28 protein-coding genes are annotated in these 25,720 nt (G+C 64.3%); 4 read left to right on the forward strand and 24 right to left on the reverse strand.

Annotated features, from left to right (window positions below; all coding sequences use genetic code 11):
- Positions 1–9 precede the first annotated feature (9 nt).
- The 18 genes from KAR29_RS04480 to hrcA form a co-directional block, all read right to left on the reverse strand.
- Positions 10–711 carry an ABC transporter ATP-binding protein gene (locus KAR29_RS04480; protein WP_274374432.1) on the reverse strand — a complete coding sequence of 234 codons (702 nt, stop codon included), beginning with the start codon at positions 709–711 and terminating at the stop codon, positions 10–12.
- Positions 704–1,492 (reverse strand): ABC transporter ATP-binding protein, encoded by a 789-nt coding sequence (locus KAR29_RS04485; protein WP_407649538.1) that lies wholly within the window; start codon positions 1,490–1,492, stop codon positions 704–706. Before KAR29_RS04485 ends, KAR29_RS04480 begins: the two co-directional genes overlap by 8 nt.
- On the reverse strand, positions 1,485–2,534 hold the full coding sequence (locus tag KAR29_RS04490; protein WP_274374433.1) for a branched-chain amino acid ABC transporter permease: 1,050 nt from the start codon (positions 2,532–2,534) through the stop codon (positions 1,485–1,487). Before KAR29_RS04490 ends, KAR29_RS04485 begins: the two co-directional genes overlap by 8 nt.
- Positions 2,534–3,427 (reverse strand): branched-chain amino acid ABC transporter permease, encoded by an 894-nt coding sequence (locus KAR29_RS04495; RefSeq protein ID WP_274374434.1) that lies wholly within the window; start codon positions 3,425–3,427, stop codon positions 2,534–2,536. The genes KAR29_RS04490 and KAR29_RS04495 overlap by 1 nt, the downstream gene beginning before the upstream one ends.
- Before the next feature lie 75 nt (positions 3,428–3,502).
- Positions 3,503–4,636, reverse strand: coding sequence for an ABC transporter substrate-binding protein (locus KAR29_RS04500; protein WP_274374435.1), 1,134 nt, complete (start codon positions 4,634–4,636; stop codon positions 3,503–3,505).
- A gap of 40 nt (positions 4,637–4,676) precedes the next feature.
- Complete coding sequence (gene nrdR, locus KAR29_RS04505; RefSeq protein WP_274374436.1) at positions 4,677–5,228, reverse strand: transcriptional regulator NrdR; 552 nt, start codon at positions 5,226–5,228, stop codon at positions 4,677–4,679.
- Between the two features lie 76 nt (positions 5,229–5,304).
- Complete coding sequence (locus tag KAR29_RS04510) at positions 5,305–5,760, reverse strand: GatB/YqeY domain-containing protein (RefSeq protein ID WP_274374437.1); 456 nt, start codon at positions 5,758–5,760, stop codon at positions 5,305–5,307.
- Between the two features lie 6 nt (positions 5,761–5,766).
- A complete protein-coding gene (gene rpsU / locus KAR29_RS04515; protein WP_274374438.1) occupies positions 5,767–5,949 on the reverse strand; it encodes a 30S ribosomal protein S21 in 183 nt (60 codons plus the stop codon).
- Between the two features lie 31 nt (positions 5,950–5,980).
- On the reverse strand, positions 5,981–6,319 hold the full coding sequence (locus KAR29_RS04520) for an HIT domain-containing protein (RefSeq protein WP_274374439.1): 339 nt from the start codon (positions 6,317–6,319) through the stop codon (positions 5,981–5,983).
- 40 nt (positions 6,320–6,359) lie between these two features.
- Positions 6,360–7,313 carry a J domain-containing protein gene (locus tag KAR29_RS04525; protein ID WP_274374440.1) on the reverse strand — a complete coding sequence of 318 codons (954 nt, stop codon included), beginning with the start codon at positions 7,311–7,313 and terminating at the stop codon, positions 6,360–6,362.
- Positions 7,310–8,872, reverse strand: coding sequence for an Hsp70 family protein (locus tag KAR29_RS04530; protein ID WP_274374441.1), 1,563 nt, complete (start codon positions 8,870–8,872; stop codon positions 7,310–7,312). Before KAR29_RS04530 ends, KAR29_RS04525 begins: the two co-directional genes overlap by 4 nt.
- A 5-nt stretch (positions 8,873–8,877) precedes the next feature.
- Complete coding sequence (locus KAR29_RS04535; RefSeq protein WP_274374442.1) at positions 8,878–10,212, reverse strand: MiaB/RimO family radical SAM methylthiotransferase; 1,335 nt, start codon at positions 10,210–10,212, stop codon at positions 8,878–8,880.
- Complete coding sequence (locus KAR29_RS04540; RefSeq protein WP_274374443.1) at positions 10,187–10,924, reverse strand: RsmE family RNA methyltransferase; 738 nt, start codon at positions 10,922–10,924, stop codon at positions 10,187–10,189. Before KAR29_RS04540 ends, KAR29_RS04535 begins: the two co-directional genes overlap by 26 nt.
- Positions 10,899–11,768: a 50S ribosomal protein L11 methyltransferase gene (locus KAR29_RS04545; RefSeq protein WP_274374444.1), complete on the reverse strand. Its 870-nt coding sequence runs from the start codon at positions 11,766–11,768 to the stop codon at positions 10,899–10,901. The genes KAR29_RS04540 and KAR29_RS04545 overlap by 26 nt, the downstream gene beginning before the upstream one ends.
- Positions 11,769–11,855: 87 nt before the next feature.
- Positions 11,856–13,001 (reverse strand): molecular chaperone DnaJ, encoded by a 1,146-nt coding sequence (gene dnaJ, locus KAR29_RS04550; RefSeq protein ID WP_274374445.1) that lies wholly within the window; start codon positions 12,999–13,001, stop codon positions 11,856–11,858.
- A gap of 12 nt (positions 13,002–13,013) precedes the next feature.
- Positions 13,014–14,837 (reverse strand): molecular chaperone DnaK, encoded by a 1,824-nt coding sequence (gene dnaK / locus KAR29_RS04555; RefSeq protein ID WP_274374446.1) that lies wholly within the window; start codon positions 14,835–14,837, stop codon positions 13,014–13,016.
- A 33-nt stretch (positions 14,838–14,870) separates the two neighbouring features.
- On the reverse strand, positions 14,871–15,449 hold the full coding sequence (locus KAR29_RS04560) for a nucleotide exchange factor GrpE (RefSeq protein ID WP_274374447.1): 579 nt from the start codon (positions 15,447–15,449) through the stop codon (positions 14,871–14,873).
- A 21-nt stretch (positions 15,450–15,470) separates the two neighbouring features.
- Positions 15,471–16,493 (reverse strand): heat-inducible transcriptional repressor HrcA, encoded by a 1,023-nt coding sequence (gene hrcA / locus KAR29_RS04565; protein WP_274374448.1) that lies wholly within the window; start codon positions 16,491–16,493, stop codon positions 15,471–15,473.
- Positions 16,494–16,676: 183 nt separating this feature from the next.
- Between hrcA and KAR29_RS04570 the strand changes: the two genes are divergently transcribed.
- The 3 genes from KAR29_RS04570 to KAR29_RS04580 all read left to right on the forward strand — a co-directional run bounded on the left by KAR29_RS04570 (position 16,677) and on the right by KAR29_RS04580 (position 19,694).
- Positions 16,677–17,327, forward strand: a complete 651-nt coding sequence (locus KAR29_RS04570) for a histidine phosphatase family protein (protein ID WP_274374449.1) — start codon at positions 16,677–16,679, stop codon at positions 17,325–17,327.
- A 78-nt stretch (positions 17,328–17,405) separates the two neighbouring features.
- Entirely contained in the window at positions 17,406–18,842 is a 1,437-nt protein-coding gene (locus KAR29_RS04575) for an NAD(P)/FAD-dependent oxidoreductase (protein WP_274374450.1), read from the forward strand.
- Positions 18,843–18,929: 87 nt separating this feature from the next.
- Positions 18,930–19,694 (forward strand): hypothetical protein, encoded by a 765-nt coding sequence (locus KAR29_RS04580; RefSeq protein ID WP_274374451.1) that lies wholly within the window; start codon positions 18,930–18,932, stop codon positions 19,692–19,694.
- A 57-nt stretch (positions 19,695–19,751) separates the two neighbouring features.
- Here the strand turns inward: KAR29_RS04580 and KAR29_RS04585 are convergent, their stop codons facing one another.
- The 4 genes from KAR29_RS04585 to KAR29_RS04600 are packed head-to-tail and all read right to left on the reverse strand — an operon-like array spanning position 19,752 to position 23,341.
- Positions 19,752–20,093: a hypothetical protein gene (locus KAR29_RS04585; protein ID WP_274374452.1), complete on the reverse strand. Its 342-nt coding sequence runs from the start codon at positions 20,091–20,093 to the stop codon at positions 19,752–19,754.
- Positions 20,094–20,146: 53 nt separating this feature from the next.
- Complete coding sequence (locus KAR29_RS04590) at positions 20,147–20,728, reverse strand: redoxin domain-containing protein (protein WP_274374453.1); 582 nt, start codon at positions 20,726–20,728, stop codon at positions 20,147–20,149.
- Between the two features lie 22 nt (positions 20,729–20,750).
- A complete protein-coding gene (locus KAR29_RS04595; protein ID WP_274374454.1) occupies positions 20,751–21,602 on the reverse strand; it encodes a thiamine pyrophosphate-dependent enzyme in 852 nt (283 codons plus the stop codon).
- 14 nt (positions 21,603–21,616) lie between these two features.
- Complete coding sequence (locus KAR29_RS04600) at positions 21,617–23,341, reverse strand: 2-oxoacid:acceptor oxidoreductase subunit alpha (protein ID WP_274374455.1); 1,725 nt, start codon at positions 23,339–23,341, stop codon at positions 21,617–21,619.
- A 208-nt stretch (positions 23,342–23,549) separates the two neighbouring features.
- Here KAR29_RS04600 and KAR29_RS04605 point away from each other — a divergent pair, with 208 nt between their 5' ends.
- The gene (locus KAR29_RS04605; protein ID WP_274374456.1) at positions 23,550–24,359 is read left to right on the forward strand and encodes a ZIP family metal transporter; all 810 of its coding nucleotides are present in this window, start codon (positions 23,550–23,552) and stop codon (positions 24,357–24,359) included.
- A 107-nt stretch (positions 24,360–24,466) separates the two neighbouring features.
- On the opposite strand, the gene KAR29_RS04610 is transcribed toward KAR29_RS04605, so the two are convergent.
- A complete protein-coding gene (locus tag KAR29_RS04610; RefSeq protein ID WP_274374457.1) occupies positions 24,467–24,676 on the reverse strand; it encodes a heavy-metal-associated domain-containing protein in 210 nt (69 codons plus the stop codon).
- Positions 24,677–24,826: 150 nt separating this feature from the next.
- Entirely contained in the window at positions 24,827–25,708 is an 882-nt protein-coding gene (locus KAR29_RS04615; RefSeq protein WP_274374458.1) for an isocitrate lyase/PEP mutase family protein, read from the reverse strand.
- Positions 25,709–25,720: the final 12 nt, after the last annotated feature.

Consider the following 25,720-nt stretch of genomic DNA (forward strand, 5'->3'; position numbering starts at 1 on the left):
CTCGGGAGGTCAGCCTCCCAAATAGGCCTCGCGGACCCGATCGTCGGCCAGCAGGGCTGAACCCGTCCCCTCGAGGACGATGCGCCCCACCTCGAGAACGTAGGCGTAGTGGGCCACGCGGAGGGCGGCGAAGGCGTTCTGCTCGACCAGGAGAAGGGTCACGCCCTGGGCGTTGACGGCGGCGATGATCTCGAAGACCTCCTTCACGAGAAGGGGCGCCAGTCCCAGCGAGGGCTCGTCCATCATGATCACGTTGGGACGGCTCATGAGGGCCCGGCCGAGGGCCAGCATCTGCTGCTCGCCGCCGGAAAGGGTCCCTCCCTTCTGCCAGGCCCTCTCCCGAAGGCGGGGGAAAAGGCCGTAGACCCAGTCGAGGGTTTCGGCAATGCCGGCCCGGTCGTTGCGGATGTAGGCGCCGAGCATGAGGTTCTCGTAGACGGTCAGGTGGGGGAAGATCTTCCTTCCCTCGGGCACGAGAACGAGTCCGGCGGAGGTGATCGCCTCGGGAACCGCGCCGGAAATGTCCTCCCCATCGTGGAAGATCTTCCCCTTTTTGCGGACCAGACCGGCGATGGCCCGGAGGGTGCTGCTCTTGCCGGCGCCGTTGGCCCCGATGAGGGTGACGATCTTGCCGCGGGGAACGTCGATGGAGACGTCCTTCAGGGCATGAATGCCGCCGTAGAAGACATTGAGATTCTCCACCTTAAGCATCGGCGACGGCCTCCTCTCCCAGATAGGCCTCGATGACGCGGGGGTTGGCCTGGATCTCCTTCGGGGTTCCCTGGGCGATGAGAACGCCGTAGTCGAGGACCCAGATGTGCTCGCAGACACCCATGACGACCTTCATGTCGTGTTCGATGAGCATGATGGTCACGTTGAACCGTTCCCGAACGTGACGGATGAAGGCCAGGAGTTTCTGCGATTCCTGAGGGTTCATGCCCGCCGCCGGCTCGTCGAGGAGGAGGAAGCGGGGCTCCGTGGCCAGGGCCCGGGCGATCTCGAGGCGTCGCTGGGCCCCGTAGGGAAGGGAGGCGGCGCACTCGCCGGCCAGATGAGCCAGTTCGACCTCCTCCAGAAGGGCCATGGCCCTGTCGCGGATGGCCCGTTCCTTGGCCGCGACGGGGCCGAAGTGAAGGGGAGCCTCCCACCAGTGAAGGGGGTGGCGGACGTGGCAACCGATCATGACGTTCTGAAGGACCGTCTCGTTGGCGAAGAGGCGGATGTTCTGAAAGGTTCGGGCGATGCCGGCGCGACAGACCTGATGGGGCCCCATGCCGGTCAGATCCCTACCCTCGAAGAGGACCTTCCCTTCCGTGGGCCGGTAAAAACCGGTCATGACGTTGAAACAGGTCGTCTTGCCCGCCCCGTTGGGGCCGATGAGGCCGACGATGTCGCCGCGGAAGACGCGGATCGAGAAGTCGTGAAGAGCCGTCAGTCCGCCGAAGCGCATCGTGACCCCCTGCGTCTGAAGAGCCGTCTCCCGCTCAGTCACGGTCGTCGCCTCCTTTCCTCCTGCAGGCGCAGGCCAGCCCGTCCCAGGTGATCTCCTTCATCCCCATGATCCCCTCGCGGCGGAAGAGGATGATGAAAAGCAGGGCCAGAGAGAAGAGGACCATCCTCATGCCGGGAATGCCCGGTATGGAGAGGGAGCCGATGGTGACGGGGTTTTCGACGAAGCGGAGCCACTCGAGGAGGACGGTGATGACGATGCCGGAGATGACCGTCCCCGAGAGCGAACCCAGCCCTCCGGCGACGACGATCATGAGGACGTTGAAGGTGAGAAGGAAGAGGAACATCTTGGGATCGATCGTGGTCAGGAGACTGGCGAGGAGGGCGCCGCCGACGCCGGCGAAGAAGGCGCCGATGGTGAAGGAGACGACCTTACATCGCAGGACGTCGATGCCCATGGCCCGGGCCGCCGTTTCGTCGTCGCGGATGGCCTTGAGGACGTTGCCGAAGTTGCTGTTGACGAGGCGGGCGATGAAATAGAGGGTGAAAAGACACCAGCCGTAGTTCCAGCCGATGTTGGCGTAGTTGGGGATCCCTTTGAGTCCCAGAGCGCCGTTGGTGATCCCCGAGAGGTTGTTGCCCACGACGCGGACGATCTCGGCGAATCCCAGGGTGGCGATGCCCAGATAGTCGCCGCCCAGGCGCAGGACGGGGAAGCTGATGAGAAATCCGAACAGGGCCGCGGCGATCCCACCGGCCAGGACGGCGACAAAGAAGGGAGCCTGGAGCACGGACAGAGGCCAGACCAGGGGCTCGAGAAGGAAGATCGTCGCCTTCTGCGCGGCGGGCAGGATCAGCAGGGAGCTCACATAGGCCCCGATGGCCATGAAACCGGCATGACCCAGGGAGAAGAGGCCCGTGAAGCCGTAGATGAGGTTGAGGCTGAGGGCCAGGATGATGTTGATGGCCACGAGGTTCAAGATCTGGATCTTGTACCCGTCGAGATGGCCCTGGGCCCACCAGAGGAAGAGTCCCAGGAGGACCACAGAGGCCAGGTTGAGGAACGTCTTTTTATCGGCAGCCATCAGACCTTTTCCTCCAGTTTCTCACCCATCAGTCCCGAGGGCCTGATGAGAAGGATGACGATGAGGAGCACGAAGGCGAAGGCGTCGCGGTAGCCCGACAGGGCAGGGAAGAAGGCGATGATCATGATCTCGATGAAACCCAGGAGCAGGCCGCCCAGGACGGCGCCCTGAATGGAGCCGATGCCACCCAGAACGGCGGCGATGAAGGCCTTGAATCCCGGAATGGTGCCCATGAAGGGGTTGATCTGGGGATAACGGAGGGCCCACATGATGCCCGAGGCGGCGGCCAAAGCCGATCCGAGGCCGAAGGTGAGGGCGATGATGCGGTTGACGGGGACGCCCATGAGGCGCGTCGTCTCGATGTCCTTCGAGATGGCCCGCATGGCTAATCCCGGCTTGGTGCGGTAGACGATCCAGAGAAGCCCCGACGTGAGGAGGAGGGAGACGGAAGGGACGACGAGGGCCAGGGGAAGAAGGCGGACCTTGCCGATGACGTGGACCTGGCCGAGCCACTGGGGAACGTGGACGGCGCGGGGAATGGCCGAAAAGGTGACGATGCTCAGGTTCTGGATGAGGAAGGAGACGCCGATGGAGCTGATGAGGGCCGAGATGCGCGGAGCCTCCCGCAGGGGGCGATAGGCGGCTCTGTCGACGAGAATGCCGCAGAGGGAGGTGACGCCGATGGCAAGGACAACGGAGACGATCCAGGGGAGCTTGAAGAGGCTTCCTCCCCAGAAGACGAAATAGGCCCCCAGCATGAAGATGTCGCCGTGGGCGAAGTTGATGAGCCTCAGGATGCCGTAGACCATGGTGTAGCCGATGGCGATCAGGCCGTAGAGACTCCCCAGGGTGAGCGCGTTCAGGAAGTGCTGGATGAACATCTCGACGCTCATGAGAGCCCTCCTCGCAAGAAAGGAGGGGGAGGACGGACCTCCCCCTCAGACGCTTCAAACCTGAAGGACAGGGAACTACATCTCGGGTATGACGGAGCCGACGTAGACCTGCTTGCCCCCTTCGACCCTCTTGAACCCGACGGGCTTGACGGCGTCGTGAGTCTCGTTGATCGTCGTCGATCCCGTCACGCCCTCCCAGTTCATCGTCTCGGCCAGGGCCTTGGTGATGGCCTCGGGGTCGGTGCTTCCGGCCCGCTCGATGGCGTCGACGAGGAGCATGTAGGAGTCATAGCCGATGGCCGAGTTGGCGTTGGGGTCCTTGTCGGGGAACTGGACTTTCCAGTTCTCCGTGAAGGTCTTGGCCATCTCGCTCATGCCGGGCATGTCGGGGGCATAGGGGAAGGTGGAGTAGACGAACCCCTCGATGTCCTTGCCGCCGATGGTGATCATGTCGGGATTGTCCATGGCGTCGGCGCCCATGATGTGGAAGGTGCCGCCCAGCTCGCGGGCCTGCTTGATGATGATGGCGCCCTCGGCGAAGTAAGAGGGGATGAAGAGGACCTCGGCGCCCTGGCCGATGATGGTCGTCAGCTGGGCCGTGAAGTCCTGGTCGCCCGACTGGTAGTTGAGATCGGAGACGACCTGGCCGCCGGCGGCCTCGAAGGCGCGCTTGAAATAGGCAGAGAGACCGACGGAGTAGTCCTGGGCCACATCCTTTAGAACGGCGGCCTGCTTGGCGCCGAGGACATCCATGGCGAACTTGGCCGCGGCCGACCCCTGGAGAGGATCGATGTAGCAGGCTCGGAAGTAGTACTTCTTGCCCTGGGTGACGAGCGGGTTGGTGCAGGAGGTGCCGAGAACGGGAATGCCGGCCTTCTCCGAGACTTCGCCTCCGGCCATGGCCAGGGAGGAGCCGTAGGTGCCGAGGATGGCATGGACCTTCTCCTTCTCGATGAGGCGGACGACGGCGTTGGCCGCCTCGACCTTGTCGGACTTGTTGTCGACGACGATGACTTCGATCTTTCGGCCCAGGACCTCGGGCTTTTCCTTGTTGCCCATGAGAATGCCGTCGCGCTCGAGCTGCCCACCGAAGGCGTTCTGTCCCGTCAGGGGCAGGTAGACGCCGATGCGAATGGGCTCTTCGGCAAGAGCCGCCCCGGCAAGACCGAGGACCACCACAAGAGCCAGACAAATCGCGAATTTCTTCACCGTTCGATCCCTCCCGATCCGATCAGAAATGGTGGGTCAATTATACAAAAGGATCGCGACTTTGAGAACCGTTTCTTTTCGCGTCTCCGGTTTCCTCGCAGGACTCCCCCTCCTTCATCCTCCCCTTCGAGTCGGAGAGGGTATCGCAAAGACGGGCGATTTCGGAGGCAAAGTTGGACAGGTCGGTGAACTCCCGATAAACGGAGGCGAAACGCACATAGGCGACCTGATGGATTTTGCGAAGCTCCTCCATGGCCAGGTCGCCCAGGAGGGAGGCGGCGACTTCGAGCTGGCCCAGATCGCGGACTTTCGTCTCGATGTGGTCGACGGCCTCCTCGAGGCGATCGAGGGGGACAGGCAGCTTCTCACAGGCACGGCAGAGGCCATGAAGGAGTTTGTCGGCGTCGAAGGCCTCGCGGCGACCGTCCTTCTTGATGACGCAGAGGGTCTGCCACTCCTCAAGGCGCTCGTAGGTCGTGAAGCGGGCCTCGCAGCAGGGGCATTCGCGACGGCGGCGAACGACGCGGCCGTCGTTGGCCATCCGCGTCTCGATGACGCGCGTCTCGAGGGCATCGCAACGGGGACAACGCAATCAGGGCACCTCCCTCCTGTCAAGAACCGGGGCCGGACGAGGGAAATCCGTCCGGCCCCGGGAAAAACAGGCCTGCCTAAAGGTTTGCCAGACTCTCCTGCACAAGGCGACGCACCCAATTGCCGTCGGCCTTGCCCTTGAAGCGGACCATGACGGGCCCCATCACCCTTCCCAGGTCCCGGGGGCCCGAAGCTCCCACCTCCCGGACCACGTCGGCGATGGCGGCTTCGATCTCCTCCTGAGAGAGTTCGGGCGGCAGGTAGCCGCCGAGCAGAAGAGCCTCGGCCTCTTCGGCCTCGGCCCGTTCGACGGCTCCTCCCCTGCGGAAGGCCTCGGCGGCCTCACGACGCTGCTTGACGAGACGGCGGACGAGAGCGATCTCTTCCTCCTCGTCGAGAGGACCGGAACGTCCTCCCTGAGTCGCGGCCGTCTCGAGGGCGGCCTTGAGCAGACGAAGGGCCGAGAGGCGCGATGCGTCGCGGGCTTTCATGGCCTTGATGACATCCAGATGGACCTGTTCGAGAAGGCTCACGGTCGTCTACCTCTTCTTCGTGCCTCGCCGTCTGGCATCGGCAATCTTGCGCTTTTTGGCCTCGCTGGGCTTCTCGTAATGCTCCCGCTTGCGGGCCTCCCGTAGATTGCCGTCCTTTGAGACAAGCCTTTTGAAACGACGCAAGGTGTCATCGATGGATTCGTTGTCTCTGCGAACGATTGTGGTCATTCACATTCCCCCCTTTCTATGCCACCATCAGCTAACCCGGTGGCCAGCGGAAAGAGCGTCCCGCTAACAGGTGAACGTGAAGGTGGGGGATCGTCTGCCCCGCCTCCTCGCCGCTGTTGACGACGAGGCGGAAACCTTTCTCGACAAGACCGAGCCGATGCGCGGCGGCGACGGCGGCAGTCATGACGGTGGACCAGATCCGACCGTCGTCGACTTCGGAGGCCGAGGCCACATGCCTTCGGGGAATGACAAGCAGATGGATCGGAGCCTGAGGGGCGACATCGCGAAGGATGAGGACCTCTTCATCCTCGTAATAGATCTCGGCCGGAAGGCGACCCTCGGCGATCTGGCAGAAGACGCAGGATTCCAACGAATCGCTCCCTCCTTCGCGACAGAAAGTCCTTGCTATTCTATCCTAGGTCGCCCTGAGACACAACAGAGCGGGCCCAGACTCGAACGGCCGCCGCGGGGTGATCGACGGCGAGTTTCTTCAGCGAGAAGACGGCCCAGGCCGGGGCACCGCAGCGATGGAGAAGGCGAAGGAGGGGGATGAGCAGGGCCTCCTCGTTCCGACGGAGAAGGCGGGAGAGACTCAGGTCGTCAGGCGGAGGCGCCGACAGAGGCCATTGGGCCAGGGCTTCGGCGACGACCTTCTCTGAGCGGTGGGAGAGCCAGGGCGTCAACAGGCCTGCGCGATCGGCGAGGCCGCGCAGGGACCGGACCAGGCGAAGGGCGACGTCGGCATCGATGGAAAGGACACGGCGCGACAGAAGGACCATGATCTCCCTGTTGGCGGGGCCGACGAGGTCGATGACGCGGTCCAGGACTTCCCGCTCCAGGGAGGGGCGGCAGAGAAGGTCCACGAGGGCCCTGCGGACCGCTTCCTCTCCGACGCGGGCGGCCAGCCCCTCCAGGGCGAGAAGGACGACAGCAGGATGGGCGCTGCGTAACCGTTCCAGGTGGCCCGAAAGGTCTTCCCTCTTGCGCTCCGCCGACTTTCGCAGAAGGGCCTCGACGCGCCGCGTCGCCTCGTCGAGAGCCTCGTCGAGGCGACGCTGTCTCGTCTTTTCCCTGGCAGGCTCCGCCTCCTTCCGGCGCTGCCCTTTTCCCGTCCTGGGCCGGGAGGTTCCGTGAGGCGGCGAAGGGCGGAGAGGTCCCTGAGGCGTCTTGCCCGAGAGGAGAAAACCCTTGATGTCCATATAGGCCTCGTTGATCTCGGCGAAACGGGCCGAGCTTTCGGGCCCGGCCACGTCGGGGTGGCAGGTCCGGGCAAGGCGGCGGAAGGCCGACTTGACCTGATCCCAGTCCGACTGAGGGGCGATGCCCAAAAGGCGGAAGCGCGACTCGAGCTCGCAGGGAATCATGAGACGACCTCCCTCTCCAGGGTGGAGACGAGAAGATCGAGGGCCGCCAGGGCCTCTTTTCCGATGGCCGCGTCGTCGCCGGGAAGGAGGTGGGTTTTGTCGACGAGAAGGCGCACCCTTTGCTGGCTTCCGGCGTCGAGAAGTCCCGTCAGCAGGGCCAGCTTCCGTTCGAGACGCTCTCTATCCCGCAAGAAGGCCTCGACGGGATCTTCTCTCTCCCCTCCCAGGGTGAGAACCCGCCACATTCGTTCCTCCCCTCGGCGGACCTCGACGTGAAGCGAGCCTCCTCCATCGACGCGAAAGGCGATCTCGACCTCGTCGCCTCGGGCCAGAGGCGACACGGAGAGGTTGCCGAGAGAACGCTCCCCTTCGCGCGAAGCCTGAAGGACCTCGACGTGGATCCGGCCTCCGCCGGTGGCGACGAAACGTCTCCTGGCCGAGGCGGGAAGGGGCGTCCCCCTTTCGAGAAGGAGGGCCACAGCGCCGTCGGCCGTGCGGATGCCCAGCCCCTCGGAGAGGACGTCGAGGAGGAGACGCTCCTTTTTGCGGGGCAACCCCCTCAGGGCGGCCCCACAGACGACGGCCTCGTCGGGACAGAGACGCAGATGTCCGGCTTTCATTCCCCGCTTTTCCAACAGTTTGCGGAGGAGGGGAATGCGGCTGCTTCCGCCCACCAGAAGAAGCGTCTCGGGACGATGGCGTCGCCAGAGGTCCTCCGTCAGGGCCACGATTTCCTCGAGAAGGGGGGAAGCCAGTCGCTCCAGCTCCTCCCGCGTCACCTCGACGGGAGAAGAGGCGTCGGGGAAGAGGCCGGCCGGAACGTGCCAGGGGCAGGACTGAGCCTCGGAAAGGACGATCTTGATCGTCTCCGCCTCGGCCAGAAGGAGAGGCCATCGGGGATCGTTCTCCTCCGCCCCGTACCCGCAGCGCCGGAAGAGATCCTCGGCCAGGAGCCTGTCGACATCGGCACCTCCGAGATCGCTTCTCCCCCGGCTTTCGAGTATCTGCCAGACGCCCTCCTCGACCTCGACGACGGAGAGATCGACGGTGCCGGCGCCGAAGTCGAGGACGAGATGACGGCCCGCGCTCTCCGTGGCGAGGGCGGCCGCCGTCGGCTCGTTGACGAGGAGGGTCGTCTCGAACCCGGCCCGCCGGGCCGCGCCGGAAAGGGCTTCCCGCTCGGCGAAACTGAAGTGGGCCGGGAGAGCGAGAACGCAGGAGGCGACGTAACGCCCCAACAGGGCCTCGGCATCCTCACGGAGAAGGCGAAGAAGGGGAACGAGAAGCTCCTCGGGCGAGTAGGACCGACCGTCACAGCGGGCCGTCCAGCCCGATCCGATGCGACGTTTCACGTTCCACCAGGCCCGGTCGGGACGAAGAAGGGCGACGCGGGCGGCCTCTTCCCCGGCGAGCCAGCCCTTTTCCGTCAGGGCGACCACGGAGGGCGTCCGCTTGCCACCCCAGCGATTGGGCAGGACAAGGGGACGCCCGTCGTCCCCGCAGAGAGCCGTCAGGGCATAGCGCGTTCCCAGATCGATGCCGAGCATCGTTTCATCCACAGAGATCACCTCACCGACAGGGAAAGGGGAAAGGCCAGGAGACGTCCTCGGACCTCTTTCTCGACGCGTAGCGTCACCACATCGCCGACGGAGGCCCTCCCCGGGGCCTCGACATCCAGGTAGTGGGCCGAAAGCCCCCCGATGCCACCGCCTTCGGAGTTCTCGACGACGACCTGAACCTCTCGGTCGACCCAGCGGCGGGCGTAACGCGAGAGGAGGCGCTCGCCCAGATCGATGGCGCGGCGACAGCGCTCCCGCAGAACCTCAGGGGAAAGGCGGCCGGGCAGGGAAGCCGCCTCCGTACCCTTGCGGGGAGAAAAGGGGAAGACATGGAGCCGCCCCAGATTCAGGGCCTGAAGCAGATCGAGAGATCGGCCGAAGGCCGCCTCCGTCTCGCCGGGAAAGCCCACGAGAAGGTCCGTGCTGATGTGAAGGTCATCGCCCCAGAGACGCCGTAACCGCCCCACGAGGGCCCGGAAATCGGCCGCCCCGTAACCCCGCCTCATCCGGACGAGGACTTCGTCGTCGCCGCTCTGAAGAGGCAGATGGAGATGAGGAGAGAATACAGGAGAGGCAGCCAGAAGGGCAAGAAGGGAATCGTCGAGGGCGAAGGGTTCGAGGGAACCGAACCGGAGGCGTTTCAGCCCCTTGACGGAGGCGACGGCCCCGACGAGATCGGCCAGGGAGAGGCCAAGATCCCGACCGTAAAGGCCCAGATGGATGCCCGTGAGGATCACCTCGGGACAGCCCGAGGCGACGACGGAGCCGATCTCCCCCAACACGTCGTCCAGCGGACGACTCTGGGGATGCCCCCTGAGGCGGGGAATGATGCAGTAGCTGCAGAAATGGTCGCACCCGTCCTGGACCTTGACGAAAGCCCGGCTGTGGAGATGGGGACGGCCCATGAAAAGGGGATCCCACCGTGCGGGAGGGGAAAGGCTCTGGCGGAGCACCGTCCCCGCCGGAAGGCGACCTTCGATCAGGGCCTCCACGGCCCCGACCAGTTCGGCCTTGCGACCGTTGCCGACGACGAGATCGACGCCGACGGAGGCGATCTCGTCGTCATCGGCCCTCTGGGCCCAGCAGCCGACGGCGACGACAAGGGCCTCGGGAACCCGCCGCTTCAGTCGCCGCAACAGCTGGCGGCTCTTGCCGTCGGCCGCCGACGTGACGGAACAGGAAAGAAGAAGGGCCACGTCCCAGGGAGGGCCATCGACGAGGCTCGCTCCGCCTGCGACGAAGGCATCGGCCAAGGCATCGGCCTCATACTGGTTGGTCCGGCAGCCCAGAACTTCGATGCGGACCTTCAGCCCCTCAAGAGAGGACACGACGCCCTCCAAGCCAGCCCTGGACGGCCCAGGAGGAGACGACGGCCGCCGCCGTGAACGCCCGCAGGATTCGGTGCCCCAGGTAGACGGGGAGGAAGGAGGCCCCTCTAAGACAGGATTCCTCTCCGGCCGACCAGTCCCCTTCGGGCCCGACGGCCAAAACGAGGGAGGAGGGGACATCGAGAGAGGCCAGAGGCGGCGCCGAGGCGTCGATGGCCGCCACGAAGCGACTGGAGGGAAGGTCGAGTGTCAGGGCCTGTTCGACGGAGCAGGGCCTGTCGAGGAGGGGAATCGTCGAGGAGCGACACTGTTTGGACTCCTCCTGAACGATCTTGCGCCATCGGGCCAGTTTCTTCTCCGCCTTACCGTCGTCGAGGCGGACGACGGAGTGATCGCAGCAGAGGGGGACGATCCGTGAGACGCCGATCTCCGTCACCTGGCGAAGAAGGAGATCGAAAGAATCTCCCTTCAGCAGCCCCGCAAGAAGGACGATCTCCGGTCCCTCGTCGGAGGCGGAAAGCTCCTCGACGAAACGGACCGCCCACTTTTCGCCGCGACGCTCGAGGCGCGTCAGGACGATCCGGCCCGGCAGAAGGCCTTCGACGAAGGAGCCCTCCCGACTGTGACGGACCGTCATCAGGTGATGGGCCTCCTCCTCGGAGAGAAGCCAGAGCCCCTCTTCCAGGAGGGGGCACCCCTCAAGCCGGAATCTCGGCCACGACACCCCACCACTCCCCCTTGGTCCGATCCTCGATTTCGATGAGCCCATGAAGGGCCAGGGCCTCACGGAAAGGCTCCCTGTCCCTCAGGGAGAGGCCGGCGAAAAGGGCCCTCCCGCCGGGGCGAAGAACCCGGGAGAGATCGGGAAGCATGAGCACGAGGGGATCGAAGAGAATGTTGGCCGTCAGAAGGTCGAAGGGACCTTCGAGCCCCTTGAGGAGATCGCCTTCGGCGACGTCGAGCTCCCTTTCCGTCAGGCCGTTGAGGGCGCGATTTTCCTTCACCTCGACGATGACGGCCGGATCGAGATCGCGGGCCTCGACGTGGGAGGCCCCCAACTTGGCGGCGGCGATGGCCAGAATGCCCGACCCCGTGCCGATGTCGGCTACGGCCATTTCCCTTTGCAGATGACGCTCGAGGAATTCCAGGGCCAGCTGGGTGCTCTCGTGATAGCCCGTGCCAAAGGCGCTCTTGGGATGGATGTAGAGGGGCAGCCTGCCTGCGGGTTCACTGCCGCTGTGCCAGGGGGCGAGAACGACCAGCCCTTTGCCGACGGGCAGAGGAGGAAAGGCCTCTTTCCACTCCGTATGCCAGGGACGATTATCGATCCGCCCCATGTCCACGACGGAGACACCGGGCCAGGACTCGAGGACGGCGTTGACCTCCCCAAGCCAGTGGGCCAGGTCTCTGCCGCTGCGGAAAAAGAGCCGAGACCGGACGGACCGGGGCAGATCCTGAATTTCGGCGCCGATGCTCCCGCAGAGCTCGGCAAGGGAGACGAGCATCTCGTCGTCACCCGCCTTCGCCTCCAGAGTGATGTACCACCAGAAACTCTCCGACATGGCCATGGTCTCCCTCCTTCCGAAGAAAAAGGGAGGCGGTAGTCGCCTCCCTGACTCCTGCCACAGTGTATCACGAACGACGCAACCCTCGACCTAGGCGCCGAAGAACCCCTTGAGTTTGTCGAGCAGCCCCTGAGACTCCTTGACGGAGACATCCATCTCCCGAGCCAGTCCGGCCAGAAGGGCCTTCTGCTTTTCCGTGAGGTTCGCCGGCACATCGACGACAACGCGGACCAGAAGATCTCCGGCCCGTCCCCCTGCCGAAAGGCGGGGCATTCCCTTGCCCTTGACGCGCAGGGTCGAACCGGACTGGGTCCCCGGCGGAACATCCAGGCTCTGAAGTCCCTCCAGAGTGGGAACCTGGATCTCGCAGCCCAGAGCCGCCTGCGGAAAGGCGATGTGCATTTCGACGTGGAGGTTGTCCCCCTCGCGCCGGAAGCGGGGATCGGCCCGGACGGAGACGACGAGAAAGAGATCGCCGGGAGGACCTCCGTTGAGCCCGGCCTCACCCTCGCCGGAGATGCGCAGCCGCGTCCCCCTGTCGACGCCGGGAGGGATCCTCACCTCCACCGTCCGCCTGTCGCGGTAACGGCCGGCACCGCCGCAGCGGGAACAGACCTTTTCGACGATTTTGCCCCGTCCCTGACAGTTGGGGCAGGTGTTGACGGAGACGAATTCGCCGAAGGGCGTCCTCTGGCGCTGCTCCACCTGCCCCTTGCCTCCGCAGGTCGGACAGGTCCTGGGCGAGCTGCCCGGTTCGGCTCCCGTGCCGCCGCAGCGCTCGCAGCTCTGCCAGCGAGGGATCTCGACCTTGCGCGTCACTCCCCGATAGGCCTCTTCCAGGGTAAGGGAGATCTCCATCTCCAGATCGGCTCCCCGCCTGGGGGCGTTGGGGTTCCGGCGACCGCCGAAGCCGCCGAAACCGCCGCCGAACATGGTCTCGAAAAGATCGCCGAAGACGTCGCCCACGTCGCCGCCCTCGCCGAAGGGGGAACCGCCGCCGGTCATGTCTCCGACGGTGCCGAACTGATCGTACTGGACCCGTTTCTGGGGATCGCTCAGAACCTCGTAGGCTTCGGCGACCTCCTTGAACTTCTGTTCCGCCTCTTTATTGCCGGGGTTGGCATCGGGATGGTATTTGCGCACCAGCCGACGGTAGGCCTTCTTGATATCCTCGACGGAGGCGTCTTTCGGCACGCCGAGAATCTCATAGTAGTCGCGACGTCCTCCGGAGGCCACCTTATCTCACTCCTAGGCCCGGGTGGAATCGTTGAACTCGGCGTCGACCGTCGGTCCCTCCGATGCGGAACCGCCTTCCGGAGAGGCGCCGGGCTGGCCGGCCTGGGCCTGCTGGGCGTACAGGCGCGTCGACAGCTCCTGAAGCGACTGGGTCAGCTTCTCGGCGGCAGCCTTGATAGCCGCCGTATCTTCGCCCTCCTGAGCCTTGCGGGCCGAGGCGATCTCGCCCTCGATCCGTCCCCGCTCGTCGGCGGAGGCCTTGTCGCCCAGATCCTTGAGGAGCTTTTCGGCGTTGTAGCTCAGGCTCTCGATCTCGTTGCGGGCCTCGATGAGCTCCTTCTTCTTCCGATCCGTCTCCTCGTTGGCCTCGGCGTCGCGCTGCATCCGATCGATCTCCTCCTCGGAGAGGCGCGACGACTGGATGGTGATGTGCTGTTCCTTGTTCGTGGCCATATCCTTGGCCGTCACGTTCAGGATGCCGTTGACGTCGATGTTGAAGGTCACCTCGATCTTGGGAATCCCTCTCGGTGCGGGCGGAATGCCGTCGAGGGAGAAGGAACCCAGCTTGACGTTGTCGGCGGCCATGGCCCGTTCCCCCTGGAGGACGACGATCTCGACCTGGGGCTGATTGTCGGCGGCCGTCGTGAAGATCTGGCTCTTCGACGTGGGGATGGCCGTGTTGCGGTCGATGATCTTGGTGAAGACGCCGCCCATCGTCTCCAGCCCCAGGGAGAGGGGCGTCACGTCGACGAGGACGATGTCCTTGTGCTCGCCCGTCATGATGGCGCCCTGGATGGCCGCGCCGGCGGCGACGCACTCGTCGGGGTTGATCCCCTTCGTGGGCTCCTTGCCGAAGATCTCCTTGACCTTGCGCTGGACCATCGGCATCCGCGTCGAGCCGCCGACGAGGAGAATCTTGTCGATCTGGGACGTCGAGAGACCCGAGTCCTCCAAGGCGCGACGGCAGGGAACGGCGACGCGCTCGATGAGATCGGTCGTCATCTCCTCGAAGCGAGCCCGGGTGAGGGCCATCTCGAGATGTTTGGGGCCGCTCTGGTTGGCCGTGATGAAGGGGAGAGAGATGGTCGTCTCGGCCATGGAGGAAAGTTCGACCTTGGCCTTCTCGGCCGCCTCGCGGAGACGCTGAAGGGCCATGCGGTCCTTGCTCAGGTCAATTCCCTCGGCCTTGCGGAACTCCTCCGTGAGCCACTGAACGATCCGCTCGTCCCAGTCGTCGCCTCCCAGAAGGTTGTCGCCGCTCGTGGAGAGGACCTCGAAGACGCCCTCGCCCACGTCGAGGATGGAGACGTCGAAGGTGCCGCCGCCAAGATCGAAGACGAGGATCTTGTTCTCGCCCTCCTTGTTGGCGCCGTAGGCCAGGCAGGCCGCCGTAGGTTCGTTGATGATGCGCAGGACCTCGAGACCGGCGATCTGACCGGCATCTTTCGTGGCCTGCCTCTGGGCGTCGGTGAAATAGGCCGGAACGGTGACGATGGCCTTCGTCACCGTCTCTCCCAGATAGTCCTCGGCGTCCTTTTTCAGCTTCTGAAGGACCATGGCCGAGATCTCCTGGGGCGTGTAGGGCTTGCCGTCGATGGAGACACGATGGTCGGTCCCCATCTTGCGCTTGATGGACTGGATCGTCCGATCGGGATTGACGATGGCCTGACGCTTGGCCAGCTGACCGACGAGACGCTCCCCCTCCTTGGTGAAGGCAACGACGGAGGGCGTCAGACGACTCCCCTCGGCGTTGGCAATGATGGTGATATTTTCTCCCTCTTTGACGGCGACGACGCTGTTCGTCGTCCCAAGGTCGATTCCGATAACCTTTGCCATAAAAGTCACCTCTTCAGTTTCGTATCGTTCGGATTAGCTCTTTCGACCCACCTGGACCTGAGCGGGCCTGATGACGCGCTCCTCCAGGCAGTAACCCTTTTGAATCTCGCAGACCACGCAATCCTCTCCGCCCTCATCAGCCGGGCAGAGGGCCACGGCCTCGTGACGGGCCGGATCGAAGGGCAGGCCGACCGTCTCGATGGGAACGACGCCGATGTCGGCAAGAACCTGCAGGAACTGGCGCTGAACCATGGAGACGCCGCTGCGAAGATCCCTGGCCGAAACGTCCTCGCCCGCAGCGAGGGCCCTGTCGAGATTGTCCATCACGGGAAGAAGGCGGACAACCAGATCTTCGAGGGCCATCTGGCGCATACGGACCCTGTCCCGCTCCATCCGTTGGCGGTAGTTGAACAAATCCGCCTTGGCCCGGGCCGCCTCGGCCTTGAGATCCCCTGCAAGGGTCTCGAGCTCCCTGACGCGTTCTCTCAAATCGACGCCATCTCCCATCTCCTCGACGGGAGGGACTTCCTCGGGGGAGACCGTCACCTCAGCAACCGGTTCCACCGGGGAGAGCTCCTCGTCGGGAGCCGTCTTCTCCTCTTTTTCCGTCATCGACATTCACACTCCTTGTTTCTAGCGGTCGTCATCCCGCGTTCCCGTCAGGTGGGGCAGAAGGCCTTCGAGAAGGACGATGGCCCCTTCGTAATCCATGCGCTGAGGACCGATGAGGCCGACGACCATCCGTTTACCCTCGAACTGCCCCGAGCTGAGAACGAGAGAACAGCTCTGCATCTCCTCGAGAGGATTCTCCTCGCCGATGAGGACGGAAAGACCCTCTTCGAGGGAGACGCTTCGAACGAGCCTCTCCAGCGAGGACTCCTCCTCGAGAAGGGCCATCAGGGCCTGAAGCTTGCCGATATCCTGAAAATCGGGAAGGCCCAGGATATGATGGGCTCCTCCCGTGAAGACCTTCATGGAGCGGCTCGTCAGCATGGCATCGATGGCCTCGAGGGCCGAAAAGCAGCTCTGCGAAAGGTGATCGAGCGTCCCGGCCAGATAGGCGCTCAGATTCTGGCGCACCTCGCTCCAGGCCTTGCCCGAGGCCAGCAGGTTGAGACGGAGGGAAAGCTCGTCCAGCTCGGAGGGCTTCACTTCGAAGGCGAACTCGATCATCCGGTGATGAACGAGCCCCCCCTGAAGAACCGTCAGCACCAGGGCATGGCGGCTGTCGACGGGAAGGAAGTCGATGCGGTGCACGAGGACCTCCTCCAGAAGCTCCACGCCGGCGAGACCGACGCTCCGCGTCAACCGGGAGAGGAGATGGGAGATCATGGCCAAGGCCGCCTCGACATCCTGTCTTTTGGCCCTGAGATCTCTCAGAAAGGGCGCCAGCGTCGACGAAGGCTCTCGTCTGCGCTGCAGAATGGCATCGACGTACAGGCGGTAGGCCTTGGCCGTGGGAATGCGACCGGCCGACGTGTGAGGCTGGTTGAGGTAGCCCATCTCGCTCAGCTCGGACATTTCGTTGCGGATCGTCGCCGCACTCTTTCCCGTCAGGTAACGCCGTGATATGGTCCGAGAGCCGACGGGCTCGCCTGTCGTGATGTAGTCGTAGACTACGGACAGCACCACCTCCAACTGCCTCTCTGTCAGCACAGGTCACACCCCCCCTCTTGGTAGCACTCTCGCTCGACGAGTGCCAGTTCGGACGCTTTCGCTTTCAGTACCTTATCAACCCCCGCGCCCATTGTCAAGACAGGTCAAAAAATCCGGGCCCTTCCTTTGTCTATAATGACAGGACAATGGGAAGATGCCGTTCAGATCGGAAGGGAGAACTCCATGCGACAGAGAGAGGAAACGAAAACGACGATCATCCTCGCCCGCCACGGCGAAAGCGAGGGAAACGAAAGGGCTCTTTTTCGAGGACGAAGGGATTTTCCCCTCACCGAGAGGGGAGTCAGCCAAGCCCGTGCCCTGGCCCAGGCCCTGATCCCCCTCTCGGTGACGCGCGTCTTCACCAGCCCGCTCTCCCGGGCCCTCGCGACGGCCCAGTCCATCGCGGAAGCCGTCGCGGCTCCGCTGGAGACCATCCAGGGCTTCACCAACATGGCCCTCGGCCCCTGGGAGGGGCATTCCAAGGAAGAGGTGGCCCAAAACTACGCCGAAGAGTGGGAACTCTGGCTCAGAAACCCCGAAAGGCTCCGCCTTCCCGGCGCCGAGACTCTCGATCAGGTCCAGAGCCGGGCCTACTCCAATCTCCAGCACCTCATCAACCGTCACAGAGGCGAGACGCTCGTCATCGTCAGCCACCGCACCGTCCTTAAACCTCTCGTCGCCGCCTGTCTGGCCATCGCCGAGCCCTATTTCTGGCGACTCCATTTCGACACGGCCTCCTGCTCTCGGCTCCTCTTCGAAGGGAAACGGGGCTTCACCCTCGTCTCCCTCAACGAGACGCACCATCTCGACACCTTCACCTCCGAATGGGTTTGATATATACCCCTCAAGGGTATATACTGGACGGGATGTGATATTCCGCAAAAAGAGAACGGGAAAGGATGTGTGGATCGGATGGCTCCTACCCTGAAGAAAAAGGTCCTTATCGTCGGCGGCGGTCCCGGAGGGCGGGTCTCCTATATGGTTCTGAGGAACATGGGCTTCGACGACGCCGCCATCGTCGTCAACGAGGAACCCACGATCATCTGCAGCCTCCCCTACGCCGTGGGACGGAAGCTCGTCCCCGAAGGTCCGGAACAGGTCGTCGTCGACATGGCCCGGGCGGACAGGCTGCCTCCGGACATGATGAAGGATGTCCTCTTCGGCGAAGCGGTCCGACTCGATCTGGAGAACCATTCAGCCCTCATCGAGGGCGGAGAGGAACCTCTCGAGGTCACCTTCGAGAAACTGATCCTCGCCCCAGGGGCGGTCCCCTGGATTCCTCCCGTCCCGGGCGTTCTCGGCGAGGGATCCGCCGACGGCGGGACCTGGGTCTGGTACGGAAGAGAGCTGATCCGCCGCGATCGCCTGGCCCCCAACGTCTACAGCCTTCGCGGCGCCGCCGACGCCCGCGCTCTCGACGCCTTCGCCGAGAAGGCGAAAAGGGCCGTCGTCGTCGGCACGGGCGCCATCGGCCTCGAGCTCGTCGAGGCCCTCGTGGATCGAGGGCTGACGGTGACGGTCCTCGAGGCTCTTCCCCACGTGACGTCGGCCCTGGACGGAGAAATGGCCGCCCATCTTGAGGAACGTCTCGTCTCGCGCGGTGTCACCGTCGCTACGGGAGCCCTTCTGGCCGAGGTGACGCCGCGCGGCGTCGTCCTCGGAGACGGCACGACGATCGAGGCCGACGGCGTCCTCTTCGCCACGGGAGTCAGGCCCAACGCCGAACTGGCCCGGGCAGCGGGCCTCGTCGTCGGGCGGGGCATCGTCGTCGACGAGGCCATGAGGACCTCTCACCCCGACGTTTTCGCCGTCGGAGACGGCGCCGAAATCATCGACGGTCCCACGGGAAAGGCCGTTCTCCCCCTCATCGGGACTCTGGCCATGCGTCAGGCCCTCGTCGCCGTCTCCCAGATCCTGGGGCGGCCCATGACCCTTCCGCCGGCCACGCCCTGGGGCGTCAGCGAAACCCTGGGACTCCACTGGGCCAGCGTCGGCTGGACGGAGGAGGCCGCCTCGGGGATCGGCCTTCCCGTCGTGGGCCTGACCCTTCCCTACAACACCCGCGAACCCTACATGGCCCTCAACAGGAAGGGATTCTGGAAGCTCGTCGTGGCCAGAGGAGACGAGGCCAAGGGCATCACTCCGGGACAGATCGTCGGCTTTCAGGCCATCATGGAGGACAAATCGCCCCTCTTCCTGGCCGAGCGTTTCCTCGACATCGTCACCCGCCGGGAGACGGTCATGGACCTCCTGAATCACTACTTCATTCACTCCCCGGCCCACAACGACGTCAACGACCCGTACCTGCAGCTGGTCTTCATGGCCCAGCGGATGTTCCAGAACCCCTGAGCCATCGGAACGACCGCCCTTGACCCCCGCCGTCAGCCGGTTCTATGATGGCGGGGGTCTTCATGTTCCCGAAGGGAGGTCGCCTCTTTGTTTCTGTGCCCTTTGTCTCCGCCGGGAAGGGGCTTTTCCCTTCTCCTTTTCGCCCTTCTCTTTTCCGTCCTTTCCGAAGGCACTCCCGCCCAGGGCGGGACGAATCTTCATATCCTTTCGGCGCCGGGACACCCCCTTTCGATCCTCCTCGACGAACGCGACGGCCTGATCCGTTCGGCCTATCTCCGCAGCCCGGCAGGGACGGAACCTCTCGACTCGCTCAAGGGGCATCGATTGGTCCGGGACCACCGCAGCACACCCTATATCGACGCCGACTGGAAGCCCGACCTCCTCTGGCAACTCTCCTTCGCCCAGGACGACGCCAAAAGGGGTGTCGACCTCTGGATCGCCTATCTGTCGGGCCGCCCCCGTCTCTGGGTCGCCGAGAGTCCGACGGCGGCCACTCTTTGGGATGCGCTCTCCCTCAACGTCGACATTCCCGAGGGAACGGCCCTTTACGTCTCTCCGGCCCTGCCACGCTACAGCGACGAGGAGCCGACCCGGGAGGGACGAACGCTCTCCTTCATCTACACCGTCGGCCTCACTCCCGACGGACCGGGTTTCACCATCGTCCCCGCCATCTACCGCCAGCTCCAGGAGATCACCCTTCTCGTTGCCCAGGCCGAGGGAGACGAGGTCCTTCGCCGGGGCTACGACAGCCTGGCCAAGGATTTCGGGACCATGTCCAAGGGGCAGCATCCCTCGGCGGAAGCGCTATCCAGCTTCACCTGGAAGAAGCTTCTCTACCGAGAATGGCCATGATCGCGAGAAGAATGGGGGGATCCCGACGGGATCCCCCCATTCTTCTCGCGATCGGCCTCAGGGGACCCTGTAGGTCACCTCGCGAGAGCCGAAAATGTTACAGTGTGCCCTGACGGCGATGACCGTCCCCGGAGCTAAAGCCCCCAGCGGAAAGGCAACGACGAGTCCTTTGGGACTGAGCTGGGAGGCGAAGACCTTTTCGGCGACGAGCTTGGAGTCGAGACGGACCTCCACCTTGTCGATGAAATGCTTCGATCCGTTGTCGACGCCGTGAATGACGCGGACCTCGAGCTTTTTCTCCCCGTCGTAGTTGAGGCGGATCTCGCTGGGGGGATGGGCCGACGCGACAGAGCCAAGGGACAGCAGGAGAAGAAGAGCCGCGGTGATCGTGAACCTCATGGACATCCCCTCCTTCAATGGACGATAACCTCCCGGCGAGCGTCGCGTCGACACTACTTTCCCGTGGCGTTGATGCCCCGATTGCGGCCGTCATCGATGCAGGTCGTTCCCGTCTCGGTCTTCATGCAGTGCTGGACCTCGACGTCACCGCTGACCTCCGTGCCCGTGTACTCCCTGACGAAGGCGACGATCTCCTCGATGTCGGGAAGTTGCCTGATGGGGTAGACCTTGACGAAGACGACGACGCCTTCGCCGTTAACGATGACGTTGGCCCTTTCGGAGATGCCGTGAGAATCGCGAAAGAGCCCCAGAGACTGGGCGACGGCGCCGTGGGGCCAGAAGTCGGAGAGGATCTGAAGGCTCTCGAGACCGATGGCCTCGGCCCAGGCCGTCTTGCAGGGCAGGGAGTCGACACTGAAGCCCAGGGGAACGGTGTTCATCGACACGAAAAGATCGAAGTTGAGGTCGAGCTCCTTCATCTGGTCGCGGCAGACCGGCGTCCAGGCCAGGGGGTGAAAGGAGAGGATGACGTTCCTCCCCTTCAGGGAGGCGAGGGAGACCTCGTTGCCGTGCTGATTCTTGAGGGTGAAATCGGGGACGAAGCTCCCCACTTCGATGGGCTTTCTTTCGGACATGATCGTTGCCTCCTTCGGCACTTTACAGGGATTGGATGAGACGGTCGAGCTTCCCGAGATCGACGGAGCGAGCGTAGAGAGGGCGGTCGTCGCCGTCATAGGGAGGGAGGGAGGTCTCGAAAGAGGGGCGCTCTCGGCGGAAGAGGACGCCCAGGGCGAACCGATCGGGTTCGAGGGCCCTCTCCAGGGCCTTCATGCGATCGGCCTCGTCGTGATCCCCGTCGAGATAGTAGACGCGCTCCTTGAACCAGGCGTAGGTGTTGACTTTGTTGAAGGAGACGCAGGGCTGGAGGATGTCGACGAGGGCGTAGCCCTTGAAGGAGAGGGCCTCCTTCATGATCTCCTTCGTCCTGTCGATGTCTCCGGCGAAGGCCCGGGCCACGAAGGACGCCCCCTGGACAAGGGCCAGAGCGACGGGATTGACGGGCGTCGAGAAGACGCCCTCGACCTGGACGGGCGTCTTGAAGCCCACCTGGCTCGTCGGCGAGGCCTGTCCCTTCGTGAGGCCGTAGACCATGTTGTTATGGACGAAGTTGGTGATATCGGGGTTGCGGCGGATCGTGTGGAGAAAGTGATTGCCTCCCTCGCCGTACATGTCGCCGTCTCCGCCGATGGCGATGACCTTCAGCGAGGGATTGGCGGCCTTGATGGCCGTGGCGTTGGAGAGGGCCCGGCCGTGGAGGCCGTTGAAGAAGTGTCCCTTGATGTAGTGAGGCAGTTTGGCCGCCTGGCCGATGCCGGAGACGAAGACGACCCTGTCGGGCGTCAGCTCCAGTTCGGCCAGAGCCCTCTTGAGCGATTCCAGGATGGGGAAATCGCCGCAGCCGGGACACCAGGAGATCTCGATATTTTCCAGATCGAAAACGTTGGCCATCGTCGTGCCTCCCCTCAGCTCAAAAGGCCCTTGAGCCCGTCACGGACCTGCTCGACGGAGAACTGGAGCCCCGAGTAGTTGAGCAGGTGATCCCTCACCTCGATGCCCGTCGTCTGACGGATCAGTCTGGCCAGCTGCGCGGTGGCGTTCCCCTCGACGGAGACGAGACGTCGGGCCCGACTCAGGAGGCCGGCCGTCGAAGGGTGGAGGGGCCAGACCTGGCCGAAGTGAGCCATGGCCAGACCGGGACGCCCCAGCTCGGCCAGGGCCTCTTCGACGATGAGCCGCGTCGATCCCCAGCAGAGGATGAGCGTGTCGTAGTCTTCGGGACCGACAAGCGTGGGCGCCACTGTCTCGGCCAGAAGGGCCTGAAACTTGCGCAGGCGCTTGTCGTTCATGCGCCGGCGAAGGTGGAAATCCTCGTAGACGTGGCCCACCTCATCGTGCTCGTGGCTGTCGGCACCGACGAGGCCGGGGCCGAAGCCGGGAACGGCCCGGGGCGAGATTCCGTCGGGGCTCTCCTCGTAGCGGCGATAACCGGTCCCGGCCGGAACGAGGTGTTTATCGGGCAGACTCTCTCCGACATCGAAGGGAGGAAGGTCGTAGAAGGAATTGACAAAGTACTGGTCGGTGAGGACGATGGCCGGAGACTGGAGACGGGCGGCCAGGTCGAAGGCCCGCCGCGTCAGGGAAAAGGCCTCCTCGATCGTGCCCGGGGCGAAAAGCATGCGGGGAAACTCGCCATGGCCGCCATAGAGGGCCAGCTCGAGATCGGCCTGTTCCGTCCTCGTCGCCATGCCCGTCGCCGGACCGGGACGCTGGGCCAGGTGGATCACGATGGGAGCCTCCATGACTCCGGCCAGGCTGAGTCCCTCCGTCATGAGGGCAAAGCCGCCCCCCGAGGTGGTCACCAGAGGTCTCGCCCCGGCGTAGGCGCCGCCGACGGCCCAATTGACGGCGGCGATCTCGTCCTCGACCTGTTCGACGACGAGACCGAAGTCGCGGGCCCTCTGGGCCATGAAGGAGAGGACACCTGCCGCCGGCGACATGGGATAGGCCGTGACCATGTCGCAACCACCGGCCAGGGCCCCGATGCAGACGGCGTCGTTGCCGTTGACGGCGACGCGTTTCGCGCCTTTCCGGGGCTTGACGTCGATGGAGAAGCGCCCCTCTTTTCGGAGACCGGCGGCGAGGGCCAGCCCTCGGCTCAGGGCCTGACGGTTCTGTTCGACGACGGCGTCGCCCTTGGAACTGAAACGCCTGACGAAGTAGTCCTCGACGGGCTCCGTCGAGACATCGAAAAGGCCAGCCAGAAGACCGGCGGCGACGACGCTGGCATAGACTTTCCCTCCGGCCTGGCGAGCCTCCGCCAGGAGGGGAGCGCTGACGAACTGCTCCTCGTAGCCGCCGAACTCCGAACCCAGCTCCGTTCCGTCACCGATGATGATCGTTTCTCCGTCGATGCGCTCTCGGATATTGGTCCTGACGGCACCGTCGAGGGGAATCAGAAGGTCGATTCGGTCGACGAGGGCCCGCACGGGCCTGGAGGAGACGCGGATTTCCGTCGAGTTGCTGCCGCCTCGGACGCGGGACATGTACTCCCGACTGCCGAAGACATGATACCCTTCACCACGAAGGACATGGACGAGCAGATCCTCCACCGTCTGAATGCCCTGCCCTGCGGCGCCACAGACGACAACGGAGACATCGCCGCCGTCGTTCCTTGGGAATCGGGTCATGGTCAACCTCCTCGATGAAAAAAGTTAAGATCCCTTCCCCCACGGCAGAATCATAGCACAGAGCGGCTGGAGCCGACAGGGCTCGAACCGCAAAAACAAAAATCATACCAGTTTGCGGAGTCCAAAAAGAAAGCTACAATGGGCAAAGGACGCCCCCCTCGCCGAAAGAGGGACCGGTCCTTCAGGGACACAAAAAAGGAGAGAGACTATGGACTTCATCGCCCAGCTCCACCCGACCCTACAGGCCCTTCTGGGCACCCTCTTCACCTGGGCCATGACGGCACTGGGAGCGGCAACGGTCTTTCTGCGCCGCGACCCGAGCCAGAAGCTCCTCGACGTCATGCTGGGCTTCGCCGCCGGCGTCATGATCGCCGCCAGCTACTGGTCCCTTCTGGCTCCGGCCATTGAAATGTCGGAGGAGATGGGCTTCATACCCTGGCTCCCCTCCGCCCTGGGCTTTCTCGCCGGAGGGGCCGCTCTGAGGCTCCTCGATCTCGTCGTCCCCCATCTTCACATCGGCCTGCCCCGCTCGGAGGCCGAAGGCATCCCCACGGACTGGCGGCGTTCGACGCTTCTCGTTTTGGCCATCACCCTCCACAACATCCCGGAAGGCATGGCCGTCGGCGTCGCCTTCGGCGCCGTCGCCTCAGGCATTCCATCGGCCTCTCTGGCCGGGGCGGTGGCCCTGGCCCTGGGCATCGGCATCCAGAACTTCCCCGAGGGAATGGCCGTCTCCATGCCTCTCCGCCGCGACGGACTCAGGGCGGGCAGGAGCTTCTGGTACGGCCAGCTGTCGGGTATCGTCGAACCCCTCGCCGCCGTCATCGGCGCCGCCCTGGTCACCCTCTCCCGTCCCATCCTCCCCTTTGCCCTGGCCTTCGCCGCCGGGGCCATGATCTACGTCGTCGTCGAGGAGGTCATCCCCGAGTCGCAGCAGAAGGGGAACAGCGATCTGGCCACCCTGGGCGTCATGGTGGGCTTCACGATGATGATGATCCTCGACGTCGCCCTGGGCTAGCTCCTCTTCCGGTTTCGCCTGAGGGACCAGGAGAGGTTCCTTTCGGCCCGAAAGAAAAAAGGGGAGCCGGGACGCCCCGGACTCCCCTTTTTCATGGTCTCCCTTCGTCAGATCGGCCCTTCCTTGACGGAGGCGGGATAACCGGCATCGTCGAGGGCGCCGAGAAGGGCGTCGAGGGCCTCCGTCTCGACGTCGACGGTCTTGTCGTCCAGAAGGACCTTGAACGTCGGCAGTCCCTCTTTCTCCAGCGTTTTCGTGATTCGGGCCACGCAGTGATGGCAGGCCATGTCGGGAACGCTCAGAACGTAGCGGCTCAAAGGTCACAACACTCCTTTCGCATCTACCTGGAAATCGCCTTTTTCCCCATTATCGCACAGGCAGGGAGAGAAAGAGTGAAAGGCATTCGGAATGCCGCCGGCGGACAGGCAGAGGAAAGGTCCCTAACGTGGCGAGATCCCCACGGCGAGTCAGCAGCCGGATGGCTCGAAGCGATAGCGCCGGGCCCTTTCGGCGTAGAGGTCAGATCTGACGATGGGGGCGAAGTCGTCGAAGGAGGGGGACGGAACCGTTCCCGTCCGCCCCGTGGCCACGATGGCATCGAGGGCCTCCTTCATCCCCCGGACGGCGCCGTAGAGGGCGCTGAGGGCGAAGACGACATACTTGAAACCCATCTCCTGGGCCTCACTCAGCGAGAGGAGAGGGGTCTTGCCTCCCTCGATGAGGTTCAGCATGAGAGGCGCCCGGATCGCGTCGACGACGCGCTCCATCTCCTCCCTCGTTCTCAGGGCCTCGACGAAGATGACGTCGGCCCCGACGTCGAGGGCGTCGCGGGCCCGGTCGAGGGCGCTGTCCAGCCCCTCGACGGCCAGGGCGTCGGTGCGGAAGATGATGACGAAGTCACGATCCTCTCCGTCGCGGGCGTCGACGGCAGCCCGAAGCTTGCTCCGCATCTCCTCCCGGCTGACGACACGTTTGCCCTCCATGTGGCCGCAGCGTTTGGGCCACTGCTGATCCTCGATGAAGGTCCCCGAAGCCCCCGTCCAGACATATTCCTGGACGGTACGGTAGACGTTGAGGGCATTGCCGTAGCCCGTGTCGGCGTCGCCCAGGACGGGAATGGAGACGGAACGGGCGATGTTTTTGACCTGGCGGCACATCTCGCTGAAATCGACGAGGCCGATGTCGGGAGCGCCGAGAAGGGCCGCCGCCGTTCCGTAACCGGAGTGGTGAACGGCATCGAATCCGGCCAGCTCGGCCATGCGGGCGCTGAGGGCATCGTAGACTCCGGCCGAGAGGATCGCCCCGGGACGGGCAAGCTGACGCCGGAAGAGGGTGCTTTTTCGTTCCATGGCTTGAGGGCC

It is taken from the genome of Aminithiophilus ramosus (genome assembly GCF_018069705.1).
Lineage (GTDB): Bacteria > Synergistota > Synergistia > Synergistales > Aminithiophilaceae > Aminithiophilus > Aminithiophilus ramosus.